The organism is Nocardioides zeae, from assembly GCF_030818655.1.
GTDB classification, from domain to species: Bacteria; Actinomycetota; Actinomycetes; order Propionibacteriales; family Nocardioidaceae; genus Nocardioides; species Nocardioides zeae_A.
The window spans coordinates 1,911,342-1,923,827 of the sequence record NZ_JAUTAN010000001.1 but is presented as its reverse complement, the minus strand read 5'-3'; the positions used below and the strand labels follow the sequence as shown (position 1 = coordinate 1,923,827).

Below are 12,486 nucleotides of genomic sequence, written 5' to 3'. Positions count from 1 at the left end.
TTTGCCTCCTGCGGGGGCATCGGGCACGCTGGCTCGCGGTCCACACGTCCCCTCACGTGAGAACTCAGCTCTTGACGAAGCCCGAACCGAAGCACCGCAAGGCCAAGCACCGCGCCCCCGGGCGGGCGGTGCTGCCCGTCGACCCCGCGAAGGCGCTCCGCTCCGGCGTGGTCCTGACGTCCGTCGCCGCCGCGACGACCGGCGTGGTCGTGGGGGGCGGCGTCCTCGCGTCGGGCGCCTCCGGCGAGACCGCCGACGGCCGGCTGGCTGCGGCGTCCGCCGCCGAGGCGGCCGACTCCGCCGGCTCCACGGACTCCACGGAGTCCCCGGAGTCCCCGGAGTCGGGGGCGGCCGCCCGCGACGCCGAGGTCGAGGCCCTGCTGGCCGACCGCGACGCCGACGCGACCGTGTCGCGCTCCGACACCCGCAGCGCCACCGACCCGACCAAGGCCGTGTCCCTCTCGGTCGAGGCCGGCCCCGCCGTCACCCAGCAGGAGAACGGCTCCGACCTCGCCCCGCGCGAGCTGGGCCAGCTGCTGCTCGCCGAGGCGGGCTTCGGCCAGGACCAGTGGAGCTGCCTCGACTCGCTGTGGACGAAGGAGTCGGGCTGGCGCGTGGACGCGGACAACCCGTCCTCGTCGGCCTACGGCATCCCGCAGGCGCTGCCGGGCTCGAAGATGTCGTCCGAGGGCGCCGACTGGGCGACCAACGCCGTCACCCAGATCCGGTGGGGCCTCGGCTACATCGAGGACCGCTACGGCACCCCGTGCTCGGCCTGGGCGCACAGCCAGGCCAACAACTGGTACTGAGCCGCACGCCCGACCGGCTCACCCGGCGCTGAGCGCCGCCTTCTGCACCTTGCCCAGCGCGGTGCGGGGGAGCCCCGCCACGAACCGCACCTCCCGCGGCCGCTTGTGCCCGTTGAGCTCCGTGCCGACGTGGGCGACGAGCTCCGCGGCGAGGGCGTCGCCCGCGGCGTACCCGTCCCGGAGCACGACGTGGGCCACGACCCGCTGCCCCAGGTCGGGGTCGGGGACGCCCACGACGGCGACCTCGGCGACGGCGGCGTGCCCGAGCAGCACGGTCTCGACCTCGCCGGCGCCGATCCGGTAGCCGCCGGACTTGATGAGGTCGACGGAGGCACGCCCGACGATGCGGTGCCACCCGTCCGGGTCGACGACGGCGACGTCGCCCGTGCGGAACCAGCCGTCCGCCGTCCAGGCCTCCGCGTCGGCGTCGGGTCGTCCGAGGTAGCCCTCCAGCAGCGACGGGCCGCGCACCTCCAGCTGGCCGACGGACTCGCCGTCGTGCGGCACCGGGTGCCCGTCCTCGTCCCGCAGCCGTGTCGCGACGCCCGCGACGGGCACGCCGACCCAGCCGGCCCGCGGCTCCGCGTCGGCGCGCGTCGCCAGGGTCACGAGCGTCTCGGACATGCCGTACCGCTCCACCACCCCGTGCCCGCTCAGCTCCCGCAGGCGGTCGAAGACGGGCGCGGGGAGGGGTGCGCTGCCCGAGACGAGCAGGCGGGCGGGCCGCAGCGCGGCGGCGTCGTCGGGCGAGGCGGCGATCCGCGACCACAGGGTCGGCACGCCGAAGAGCACGGTCGCCCCCGAGCGGACGGCGTCGGCGTACGCCGCGGGCGTCGGCTTGCCGACGTGCAGCAGCCCGCAGCCGAGGCGGAGGGCGCCGAGCACCCCGAGCACGAGCCCGTGGACGTGGAAGAGCGGCAGGCCGTGCGCGAGCGTGTCGCTCGCGTCCCAGTCCCAGGCTCCGGCGAGCGCGTCGAGCCCGGCGGCCACGGCCCGCCGCGACAGCACGACGCCCTTCGGCAGGCCGGTGGTGCCCGACGTGTAGACGACCATCGCGGTGGCGTCCTCGGCCACGTCCCGCGGCTCGTGACATGCGTGTGCGCCGAGGTCGAGGTCGACCACCGGGAGGCCGGAGACGCGGTCGTCCGGCACCGGACCGGCCCACGCCTCGGCCGCGGAGTCGGTGAGGAGGTGGGCGAGCTCGCTCCGTCCGGCATCGGGCGGCACCGGCACCACCTCGACCCCGGCGAGCACGGCGCCGACGACGGCGAGCACGGTCGTCGCGGAGGGCGTGGCGTGGACGGCGACGCGGCGGTACGGCGCGAGCAGGGGCCCCGCGGCCGCCGCGGCGCCGAGCAGCTCGTCGTACGTCCACGTCGTGGTGGCGACGTGCACCCGCGCGGTGGCGTGCACGCCGCTCGTCAGCCCGGTCAGGAGATCGCTCACGGGGGTGACCGTATCGATCTACGATGCGTGGTGGGCGCCACGTCGCCTCCTGAGAACCGTTCCCGCTAAGGTGGCGGCTCCCGACTCGAGAGGACCTCAATGATCGCGCTGCTGGGCAAGGTGGGCTCGACCCTCGTCACCGGACTGGTCGGTGCGGCCGCCTGGGACGGGGTGAAGAAGGCCGCCGACTCCGGTGCCGTGCGCGAGGGCGCCGTCGGCGCCGTCGCGCTGGGCCTCAAGGGCAAGCGTCGTCTCGAGGCCGGCGCCGAGCGCGTGCGGCTCACGACGGGCGACATCGTCGCCGAGGCCCGTGAGCGGGTGGGGGAGCAGGCGCCCCCGCCGGGCTCCGACCTCGGTCACGGCCACGACCACGACCACTGAGCGCGTGACGGACCGGAGCGGCGCCCCGGCGTCGACGGTGGAGCAGGTCGCCCTGGCGGCCGGCGCAGGTCGGGTCCGCTTCGCGGTCGCCGGCATCCGGCACTCCGACGCCCGTGCCGTGGCGGTCGAGAACGCCGTCGACCTCGTCGAGGGCGTCCGCGCGGTCCACGCCTTCCCGCGCACGGGCGCGGTCGTGGTGTGGTTCCGACCGGGTCGCTGCGACCTGGCGGCGCTGGCCCGCGCCATCGGTGCGGCGGCCGTCGCGTCGGCCCCCGCGGTCCCCGCGCGCCTGCCGCGCTCGGCGGAGGTCTCGAACGGCGACCTGGCCCGCATGGTGGTCGGCGGCGTGGCGCTGCTCCTCCTCGGGGGCCGCCGCTACGTGCTGCGCCGGCCGCCCGTGCTCGGACCGACGAGCCGCACGTTCGCGACCGGCGTCACCATCTTCACGGGCTACCCGTTCCTCCGCGGCGGCCTGCGCAGCCTCGCCGGTGGGCGCGCCGCCGGCACCGACGCCCTGGTCTCCGCCGCCACGCTGGCGAGCCTGGTGCTGCGGGAGAACGTCGTCGCGCTGACGGTGCTGTGGCTGCTCAACATCGGTGAGTACCTGCAGGACCTCACGCTGCGCCGCACCCGCAACGCCATCCGTGACCTGCTGACCGGCACCCAGGCGGACGCGTGGGTGCGGGCGGCGGACGGCACGGAGACGCTGGTCGACATCGACCGCCTCGCGGTGGGCGACGAGGTCGTCGTGCACGAGCACGTCGCCATCCCCGTCGACGGCGTCGTCGTCGAGGGTGACGGGGTGCTCGACCAGTCCGCCATCACGGGCGAGACGCTGCCCGTCTCGGTGGCGACGGGCGCGCGCGTCCACGCGGGCAGCGTCCTCATGAAGGGCCGCCTCGTCGTGCGTGCGACCGCCGTGGGGCGCGACACCGCCATCGGGCGCATCATCACGCGCGTCGAGCTGGCGCAGGAGGACCGCGCGCCCATCCAGACGGTCGGCGAGAGCTTCTCGCGCCGCTTCGTGCCCGCGTCCTTCGCGCTCGCGGGGGCGACGTTCCTGGTGACCCGCGACGTACGGCGCGCCATGACCATGCTGCTCGTCGCGTGCCCCTGCGCGGTCGGGCTGGCCACCCCCACCGCGATCAGCGCCGCCATCGGCAACGGGGCGCGCCGCGGGATCCTGGTCAAGGGCGGGTCGCACCTCGAGGCCGCCGCCCGGGTCGACGCGGTGGTCTTCGACAAGACGGGCACGCTCACGGTGGGCCGGCCGGTCGTCACCAACGTCGTGTCCTTCGACGAGGAGTGGTCCCCGGAGCAGGTGCTGGCCTACGTGGCGAGCTCCGAGATCCACTCCCGCCACCCGCTGGCGCAGGCGGTGGTGCGCTCCACGGAGGAGCGCCACATCGCGATCCCCGAGCACGAGGAGTGCGAGGTGCTGCTCGGCCTGGGCATGCGCACCCGGGCCGACGGGCGCACGCTCCTGCTCGGCAGCGACACCCTGCTGGCCCGCGAGGGCGTGGCGGTCGGGGAGGACGCAGCACGCTGGGTGGCACGGCTGCAGCGCGAGGCGGAGACCCCGCTGCTGCTGGCCGTCGACGGGCGCCTGACCGGGCTCGTCAGCCTGCGGGACACGGTGCGTCCCGAGGCGCGCGACGTCGTCGAGGCGCTCCGGGCCGACGGGGTCGAGCGCATCGTCATGCTGACCGGTGACCACCCGCAGACGGCGGCCGCGGTCGCCGCGGAGCTGGGCATCACGGAGTGGCGCGCCCAGGTCATGCCCGAGGAGAAGCAGGACCTGGTCGGCGCGCTCAAGGCGGAGGGCTACACGGTCGCGATGGTCGGCGACGGCACCAACGACGCCCCGGCCCTGGCGCTCGCCGACGTGGGCATCGCGATGGGCCTCGGGGGCACCGACGTGGCACTGGAGACGGCGCAGGTCGCGCTGGTCGGCGACGACCTGCACCGGCTGCTCGACCTGCGGGACCTCTCGCGGCGGGCCGTCGACGTGATCCAGCAGAACTACGGGATGTCGATCGCGGTCAACGCCGTGGGCCTCGTGGTCAGCGCGGGAGGCGGGCTCTCGCCCGTCCTCGCCGCGCTGCTCCACAACGCGTCGTCGATCGCGGTGGTGGGCAACTCCTCGCGGGTCACCCGCTACCGGATCACGGGTGGGTCATCGACTCCAGGTCCAGCGCCGCGTCCAGCTGCTCCTCGGTGAGCTCGCCCCGCTCGACGTAGCCCAGCGCGAGCACCGTCTCGCGGATCGTCGCGCCGTCGGCCAGGGCCTTCTTCGCGACCTTCGCGGCGGCCTCGTAGCCGATGTGCTTGTTGAGCGGGGTGACGACGGAGGGCGAGGAGGCGGCGTACCGGAGCATGCGGTCGGCGTCGGCGGTGATGCCGTCGACGCAGCGCTCGGCGAGGAGCACCGACGAGGTCGAGAGCAGGCGGATCGACTCGAGCACGTTGCGCGCCATGACGGGCAGCATCACGTTGAGCTCGAAGTTGCCGGACAGACCCGCGACGGTCATCGCGGCGTCGTTGCCGATGACCTGGGCGGCGACCATGAGCGTGGCCTCGGGCAGCACCGGGTTCACCTTGCCCGGCATGATCGACGACCCGGGCTGCAGGTCGGGCAGGTGGATCTCGGCGAGGCCCGTCGTGGGACCGGAGCTCATCCAGCGCAGGTCGTTGCAGATCTTCGTGTAGCCCACCGCGATGGTGCGCAGCACGCCGGACAGCTCGACGAGCGAGTCGCGCGTGCCCTGGGCCTCGAAGTGGTCGCGCGCCTCGGTGAACGGCTGGCCGGTCGCCTCGGACAGGGTGGTGATGGCAGCGGCGGCGAAGCCGGGGGGCGTGTTGATCCCGGTGCCGACGGCGGTGCCGCCCAGCGGCAGCTCGCGCACGCGGGGGAGCACCGCGCCGAGGCGCTCGGCGGCGTAGCGGACGGTCGCGGCGTACCCCCCGAACTCCTGCCCCAGCGTCACCGGGGTGGCGTCCATGAGATGGGTGCGGCCGGACTTCACGAGGCCCGCGAACTCGCCCGCCTTGACCTCGAGCGAGGTGGCGAGCACGTCGAGCGCGGGGACGAGGTCCTCGACGACCGCGAGCGTGGCGGCGACGTGGATGGACGTCGGGAAGACGTCATTGCTGGACTGGCTGGCGTTGACGTGGTCGTTGGGGTGGACCTCGACACCGGAGCGGGCGGCCAGCGAGGCGATGACCTCGTTCGTGTTCATGTTGGAGCTGGTGCCCGAGCCCGTCTGGAACACGTCGAGCGGGAAGTCGGCGTCGACGTCGCCCGAGGCGATGACGGCAGCGGCGCCCTGGATCGCCTCCCCCTGCTCCGGGGTGATGACGCCGAGGTCGACGTTGACGGCGGCGGACGCCGCCTTGACGAGCGCGAGCGCCTGGATGTGGCGGCGCTCCAGCGTGGTCCCGGAGATCGGGAAGTTCTCGATCGCCCGCTGCGTCTGGGCCCGCCAGAGCGCGGTCCGCGGGACCTTCACCTCGCCCATGGAGTCGTGCTCGACACGGAACTGGTCCTGATCCTGGTTCTCAGCCATGCTGCCGAGGCTACGCCCGTCGCGGTGGGGGCAGGCGCCGCCCGTCTCAGCGGCGGGCGAGGTGGAGCCAGTAGCTGCCGACCCGCCCGTGGGCGGGCACCTCGACCTCCCGCTCCTCCGCCGCGCCGACGACGTCGGTGAGGGCGGTGGTCAGCGCGGGGGAGCGCGTGGCCGACCAGACGACGACGGTGCCGCCGGGCCGCAGCACGCGGGCGACGACGCCGAGCGCCGGGGCGGTGTAGAGCGCCGCGTTCTCGCCGTGCACCAGGTTGTCGGGGCCGTTGTCGACGTCGAGGAGGACGAGGTCGTACGACGCGTCCGGTGCCTCCTCGAGCACGGTCGCCACGTCGGCCTCGACCACCCGGAGGCGCGCGTCGGCGAGCAGGGCCGGCCCGTGGGGGATCGTGCCGTCCCGCATCCAGGCGGCGACCGCCGGCTCGATCTCGACGACGTCGAGGTGCGCCACGCGCCGGTCGGCGAGCACGGCGTGGGCGGTGTAGCCGAGCCCGAGACCGCCGACGAGCACCCGCTCGGGCGCCTCGACCTGGGCGAGCGCCGCCTCCGCGAGGAGCCGCTCGCTCGTCGTCTCGACGGTGTCCATGACGAAGACGCCGTTGACGCGCAGCTCGTACGCGCCGTCCTCGCGACGGCGGAGCACGACCTCGCCGCGGGGGGAGGTGGCGCGGGCGACATCTCCGGTGTTGTCGGTGGGGGGCACGGGGCGAGCCTAGGGGTGGGGGTCAGGGGGTGACGTGCCGGTGCTGCGGGGTGGGGTCGGGTGCCCGAAGCGCTGGATGGCTGCGAGGTAGCGCCCGCCGAAGCTGACGCGCTCGATCCGCGCCAGTGCGCGCCGTCCGGGCCCCGCGGCCCAGGTCCCGTCGCCGGCGATGGCGTGCAGCACGAGGTGCTTCTTGCCCACGCTGAGGATGTTGCCGACCTCGACCTGGACGTAGTCAGGGGCCACCCGCTTGTCCAGCATCACCAGCTCGCCCCGTTCTGCGATCTGCCGCAGCAGGGTGGTGAGGGTCGCGTCCGGCGCGGCGTCGAAGGTCGCGACGGGCACCCCGAGGCCGTCGACCACGCGTCGGGTGAAGTCGGGGACCGGGTCCTTCGACACACGTTCGAGGTCCTGCAGGCGGTGGAGCGCGACCTCGTCGAGGTAGTAGCCGTCCGTGAGCACCTGCACGACCACCCAGGTGTCGGTGAGGGCCAGCACGTATCCCCACGTGGGTCGCCAGCGTCCGCGGAATCGGAGCCGGACGGCTCCGTCCCGCTCACGTGCCCGTGCGAGTCGACGAACGACCTTGGCGGCAGGCTGACCCATGACCGCACCCTGCCCGACCGGACACCTGCTGATCGAACGCCTTTACGCGGCCGTTACCCAGCGGGGCGTCCCGAGTTGGGACCGGCCGCTAGCGTAATCGCTTGAACTGTCAACCTATCTCGGAGGTTCTCGTGTTCCGCAGTCTCGTCACGCCCGCACCTGCCGTCGTCCAGGACGCCGTGCTCCTGCTCGTCCGCCTCGTCACCGGTGTCGTGCTCATCGCCCACGGTTGGCAGAAGGTGTCGACCAACGGGCTGGACGCTACCGGCCAGGGGTTCGACGCCCTGGGGGTACCGGTGCCCGACGCCGCCGCCACCTTCACGGCCGGGGTCGAGCTCGTCGGGGGCGCCCTGTTGCTGCTCGGTCTCCTCACCCCGGTCGCCGGGGTGCTCGTCGCCCTCGTGCTCGCGGGTGCGTTCTGGTTCGCCCACCGCGGCACGACCGTCTTCGTCGGTGAGGGCGGCTGGGAGCTGGTCGCGGCCCTCGGTGCGCTGGGTCTCGTGCTGGCCGCTGTCGGTCCGGGCCGGCTGTCGGTCGACGCAGCCCTTGCCGGCGCTCGTCGCGGCGCCCGTGCCGAGACCGCCGTGCGGGAGGACGCCGGCGTGCGCTGAGCTCGTGTCGGGGTGCTCGTCCACAGTCGGACGTCCGGTCGGCCGGGGGCGCCCAGAACTGTCGGTGGGCTCGGGTTGAGTGGTCGCCATGACGGGGGTCAGCTCTTCTGGTGACGCCGATGGCGTCGGGCCACCGGTGCCGGAGCCGCCTGCCGACTTCCTGGTGGACCCACCGGAGCCGGACTGGTTGGAGCACGCGTTCGCGACGGGTGAGTGGCCCGTCGAGGCGACGCGCGGGTGCCGGGTCGTCGCGCGCGGTGAGGAGCAGTACGACGCGCCTCAGCCCGCGGCGGAGCCGGAGCCCGGGTGGGTGGTGCCGGGTGTCTCGTCGGATCCGGGCACTGCTGCGGTCGACGTGGCGCATCCGTTGCTGGAGGCGATCCGGGTGGCCACCGACGTGCTCGCTGTTGACGGTCGCGCGGGGCTCGGCTGGTTGAGCGCCCCGCAGACCGGCATCGCGCTGGTCGACGCCCATCGGCTCGTCGGGCGGGCCTCGGCGCTGGTGGCGGTGCTGGTGCAGCACGCCGAGAAGGTCGAGCTCCACCGGAGCAACGGGGCATCCACCTCGGCCGTGTGGCTGGCGAACGCGACGGCGAGCACCCGGCGCGACGCCTACCGGTTCGCGCGGATCGGTGACGCAGTCGCCGCGGACACGGGCCGCTATCGGACTCACCTGGCAACGGCGTGCGAAGCCGGGTCGGTGAGCACCGAGCAGACCGACGTCATCGTGAAGGCCCTCGACGCGCTGCCCGAGGACCTGGCTCCTGAGCTGCGGCTGGAGGCGGAGAAGACCTTGGTCGGGTTCGCCGTCGACCACGACGCCCGTGCCCTCCGCGCCATCGGAAAGAGGATCCTCACGGTCATCGCTCCCGAGGTCGGGGAGGCGCACGAAGCGGCGCTGCTCGAACGCGAAGAACGCGAGGCCCGGGCCGCGTCACGATTCTCGATGACGTCGGACGGCCACGGCACGGTGCACGGACGGTTCACCCTGCCCGAGCTCCACGGGGCCATGCTCCGCAAGGCCCTCGACGCCTATGCAGCCCCGAAGCACCTCGGCACCGCCGACGACCCCGCGCAGCGCTTCGTTGCCGGGCGTCCGACGCCGGAGCGGTACGGCCAGGCGTTCCAGCGCCTGCTCGAGATGCTCGACCAGAAGGACCTCCCGAGCACCGGCGGCACGGGCGCGACCGTCGTCGTCACCATGACCCTGGAGTCACTCCTCGGCGGCCTGGCGGCAGCGTCCCTCGACAGCGGCGGCGCCATCAGCGCGGCCGAGGCGCGACGGCTGGCCTGCGAGGCTGGCCTGATCCCCGCCGTCCTCGGCACGACGAGCGAGGTCCTCGACCTCGGGCGCATGGCCCGCTTCCACACGAAGGCGATGCGCACCGCCATGGCCATCAGGGACGGTGGCTGTGCCGCCGAGGGCTGCGACCGACCACCCCACCAGACCCAGGCCCACCACCTCACCGCGTGGTCAGCCGGCGGCCACACCAACGTCGACGACGGTTGCCTCCTCTGTGACCAGCACCACCGCTTGGTGCACGACCCGCTCTACCTCGTGGAGAGACTCGGCACCGGCAAGCTCCGCTTCACCCGGCGAACGTGACGAGACCGGTCAGGACAGGAACGCCTCCCCTGAGGTCAGCCGGCGAGCCGGCTCCGCGCGGCGCCGACCTGGGAGGGCTCGACGCCCTCCGTTGCGGCGAGCGTGTCACGCAACGCGCCTAGCAGGCGGTGCAGCGCGGTCGGCTCACCGTCGAGCAGCAGTCCGTCGAGCGCATCGGAGTCGTTCCACCGGCGCAGAGCAGCCCACACCACCAGCGCCTCGTCCTGGGTGAGCGTCACCGTCACGTCGTCCACGGGTGGACCCTACGGCCGGGTGCGCCGGCACCGGGTACGCCGGCCGGCGACACCACCCAGCAGCACCACCCCCGTGGCACCATCGCAGGCGTGTCTCCCCGCGCGCGCACGTTCCGACCGCTCGACGAGCCCGAGGCCGCCCGCCTGCGTGCGGCCGAGCTGACCTACGTCGCCGACAGGCTCGGCACGACGCTCGACGGCGAGGAGCCACCCCCCGGCTACCAGCGCCTGCGGGCCGCACGGGTGGTCGGCCACGGTCGTGACCACTTCGAGGCGGCGGTCGCGGCGCTCGACGACTGGCAGGTGCAGCGGCGGTCGGGTGCCGCCGTACGGGCGGACGGCGGCAGCCTCACCGTCGGGACCGTGGCGGTCGTGCGTCTCGCGCTGCCCGTCGTGGGCTTCGTCGGCGTCGACGCCCCGGTGCGCATCGTCGACGTCGCGGACGAGGACGACCGTCGCGGCTTCGCCTACGGGACCCTGCCCGGGCACCCGGAGGAGGGCGAGGAGTCGTTCGTGCTGTCGATCGCCGACGACGGCGTCGTCCGCTTCACCGTCGACGCGTTCTCCCGCCCGGCGTCGCGCCTGGCGCGCCTCGGCGGTCCGCTCACGTCGACGGCGCAGGCGATCATGACCCGCCGCTACCTCGCCGCGCTCGAGACGCCCTGAGACCCCTGGGACGCCCTGAGACCCCTGCGGGGCCGCACGCCGTCGAGCGAGCCGGACAGCCGCTCACTTCTCCCGCGAGCGCACCCGGATCCCGCTCAGCGGCACGGTGACCGCGCCCGACGGGTCGGTGAAGAAGTCGTTGCCCTTGTCGTCCACCACGATGAAGGCGGGGAAGTCCTCGACCTCGATCTTCCAGACGGCTTCCATGCCGAGCTCGGGGTACTCGATGATCTCCTGGCTCTTGATGCAGTCCAGGGCGAGGCGGGCCGCGGGGCCGCCGATGGAGCCGAGGTAGAACCCGCCGTGCTCGTTGCACGCCTCGGTGACCTGCTTCGAGCGGTTGCCCTTGGCGAGCATGACCATCGACCCGCCCGCGGCCTGGAACGACTTCACGTAGGAGTCCATGCGCCCCGCCGTCGTCGGACCGAACGAGCCCGACGCCATGCCCTCGGGCGTCTTCGCCGGGCCGGCGTAGTAGACGGGGTGGTTCTTCAGGTAGTCCGGCATCTCCTCGCCGGCGTCCAGGCGCTCCTGGATCTTCGCGTGCGCGATGTCGCGCGCCACGACGAGCGGACCGGTCAGGGACAGGCGCGTCTTGACGGGGTACTGCGACAGCTGCGCCAGGATCTCGCTCATCGGCCGGTTGAGGTCGACCGCGACGACCTCGCCGCCCTCGATGTCCTCGGCGGTGCCGGCGTCGGGCATGTACTGGGCCGGGTCCGTCTCGAGCTGCTCGAGGAACACGCCGTCGGGCGTGATCTTGCCGAGCGCCTGGCGGTCGGCGGAGCACGACACTGCGATCGCGACGGGGCAGGACGCACCGTGGCGGGGGAGCCGGACGACGCGGACGTCGTGGCAGAAGTACTTGCCGCCGAACTGCGCGCCGATCCCGAAGCCCTGCGTCAGCTTGAAGACCTCCTCCTCGAGCTCCGTGTCGCGGAACCCGTGGGCGGCCATCGAGCCCTCCGTCGGGAGGTCGTCGAGGTAGTGCGCCGAGGCGTACTTCGCCGTCTTCAGCGCGAACTCCGCGCTCGTGCCGCCGATGACGACGGCGAGGTGGTAGGGCGGGCAGGCGGCCGTGCCGAGCGAGCGGATCTTCTCGTCGAGGAACTCCAGCAGCCGCTTCGGGTTGAGGATCGCCTTCGTCTCCTGGAACAGGAACGACTTGTTGGCCGAGCCGCCGCCCTTCGCCATGAAGAGGAACTTGTACTCCGGCTTGCCCTTGCCGTCGGGACCGACGGCCTGCGGCGTCGAGTAGACCTCGATCTGCGCCGGCAGGTTGGTGCCGGTGTTCTTCTCCTCGTACGTCGTCAGCGGGGCGAGCTGCGAGTAGCGCAGGTTCAGCTGCGTGTAGGCGTCGTACACGCCCGCGCTGATGGCCTCGCCGTCGTCGATGCCCGTGAGCACACCCTCGGACTTCTTGCCCATGACGATGGCCGTGCCGGTGTCCTGGCACATCGGCAGCACGCCGCCGGCGGAGATGTTCACGTTCTTGAGCAGGTCGAGCGCCACGAAGCGGTCGTTCCCGCTGGCCTCGGGGTCGTCGATGATCTTCCGCAGCTGGGCCAGGTGCGCCGGCCGCAGGAAGTGCGAGATGTCGTGCATCGCCTCGGCGGTGAGCCGCCGGATCGCCTCCGGCGCGACCTTGAGGAAGGTCTGCCCGTCGACCTCGATCGTGCTGACTCCCTCGGTCGTCACGAGCCGGTACGGCGTCGTGTCGGGCCCGATCGGGAGGAGGTCGGAGTAGCGGAAGTCGTCGCCCGGGGCGGGGAGTCCGGAGGTGCTCACGGACACGCACCGTAGCCCCGCCGTCCGGTCGGCAG

Annotated in this window: 12 protein-coding genes; 6 read left to right on the top strand and 6 right to left on the bottom strand. The window is 73.5% G+C overall.

Annotated elements, in window-relative coordinates:
• The first annotated feature begins 71 nt into the window (after positions 1–71).
• Positions 72–809 (top strand): lytic transglycosylase domain-containing protein, encoded by a 738-nt coding sequence (locus QE405_RS09110; RefSeq protein WP_307199937.1) that lies wholly within the window; start codon positions 72–74, stop codon positions 807–809.
• Positions 810–827: 18 nt separating this feature from the next.
• Here QE405_RS09110 and QE405_RS09105 read toward each other — a convergent pair whose 3' ends face one another.
• Positions 828–2,255 carry an AMP-binding protein gene (locus QE405_RS09105; protein WP_307199935.1) on the bottom strand — a complete coding sequence of 476 codons (1,428 nt, stop codon included), beginning with the start codon at positions 2,253–2,255 and terminating at the stop codon, positions 828–830.
• 99 nt (positions 2,256–2,354) lie between these two features.
• On the opposite strand from QE405_RS09105, the gene QE405_RS09100 reads away from it, so the two are divergent.
• Both QE405_RS09100 and QE405_RS09095 read left to right on the top strand, forming a co-directional pair.
• Positions 2,355–2,636, top strand: a complete 282-nt coding sequence (locus QE405_RS09100; RefSeq protein ID WP_307199933.1) for a DUF1490 family protein — start codon at positions 2,355–2,357, stop codon at positions 2,634–2,636.
• Between the two features lie 4 nt (positions 2,637–2,640).
• Positions 2,641–4,857: a heavy metal translocating P-type ATPase gene (locus QE405_RS09095; RefSeq protein ID WP_307199932.1), complete on the top strand. Its 2,217-nt coding sequence runs from the start codon at positions 2,641–2,643 to the stop codon at positions 4,855–4,857.
• Here the strand turns inward: QE405_RS09095 and QE405_RS09090 are convergent.
• From QE405_RS09090 to QE405_RS09080, 3 genes are read right to left on the bottom strand one after another with little or no spacing between them, the layout of a single operon-like run.
• A complete protein-coding gene (locus tag QE405_RS09090; RefSeq protein WP_307199929.1) occupies positions 4,802–6,202 on the bottom strand; it encodes a class II fumarate hydratase in 1,401 nt (466 codons plus the stop codon). The genes QE405_RS09095 and QE405_RS09090 overlap by 56 nt on opposite strands.
• Positions 6,203–6,248: 46 nt before the next feature.
• On the bottom strand, positions 6,249–6,920 hold the full coding sequence (locus tag QE405_RS09085; protein ID WP_307199928.1) for a spermidine synthase: 672 nt from the start codon (positions 6,918–6,920) through the stop codon (positions 6,249–6,251).
• A gap of 9 nt (positions 6,921–6,929) precedes the next feature.
• A complete protein-coding gene (locus QE405_RS09080; protein ID WP_307199926.1) occupies positions 6,930–7,418 on the bottom strand; it encodes a hypothetical protein in 489 nt (162 codons plus the stop codon).
• 239 nt (positions 7,419–7,657) lie between these two features.
• On the opposite strand from QE405_RS09080, the gene QE405_RS09075 reads away from it, so the two are divergent.
• Positions 7,658–8,137, top strand: a complete 480-nt coding sequence (locus QE405_RS09075) for a DoxX family protein (protein WP_307199923.1) — start codon at positions 7,658–7,660, stop codon at positions 8,135–8,137.
• A gap of 88 nt (positions 8,138–8,225) precedes the next feature.
• Positions 8,226–9,743 carry an HNH endonuclease signature motif containing protein gene (locus QE405_RS09070; protein WP_307199921.1) on the top strand — a complete coding sequence of 506 codons (1,518 nt, stop codon included), beginning with the start codon at positions 8,226–8,228 and terminating at the stop codon, positions 9,741–9,743.
• Between the two features lie 35 nt (positions 9,744–9,778).
• Here the strand turns inward: QE405_RS09070 and QE405_RS09065 are convergent, their stop codons facing one another.
• Positions 9,779–9,997, bottom strand: coding sequence for a hypothetical protein (locus tag QE405_RS09065; protein ID WP_307199919.1), 219 nt, complete (start codon positions 9,995–9,997; stop codon positions 9,779–9,781).
• A gap of 90 nt (positions 9,998–10,087) precedes the next feature.
• Here QE405_RS09065 and QE405_RS09060 point away from each other — a divergent pair, with 90 nt between their 5' ends.
• Positions 10,088–10,663 carry a DUF1990 family protein gene (locus QE405_RS09060; protein ID WP_307199917.1) on the top strand — a complete coding sequence of 192 codons (576 nt, stop codon included), beginning with the start codon at positions 10,088–10,090 and terminating at the stop codon, positions 10,661–10,663.
• A 63-nt stretch (positions 10,664–10,726) separates the two neighbouring features.
• Here the strand turns inward: QE405_RS09060 and QE405_RS09055 are convergent, their stop codons facing one another.
• Positions 10,727–12,451 carry a fumarate hydratase gene (locus tag QE405_RS09055; RefSeq protein ID WP_307199914.1) on the bottom strand — a complete coding sequence of 575 codons (1,725 nt, stop codon included), beginning with the start codon at positions 12,449–12,451 and terminating at the stop codon, positions 10,727–10,729.
• Positions 12,452–12,486: the final 35 nt, after the last annotated feature.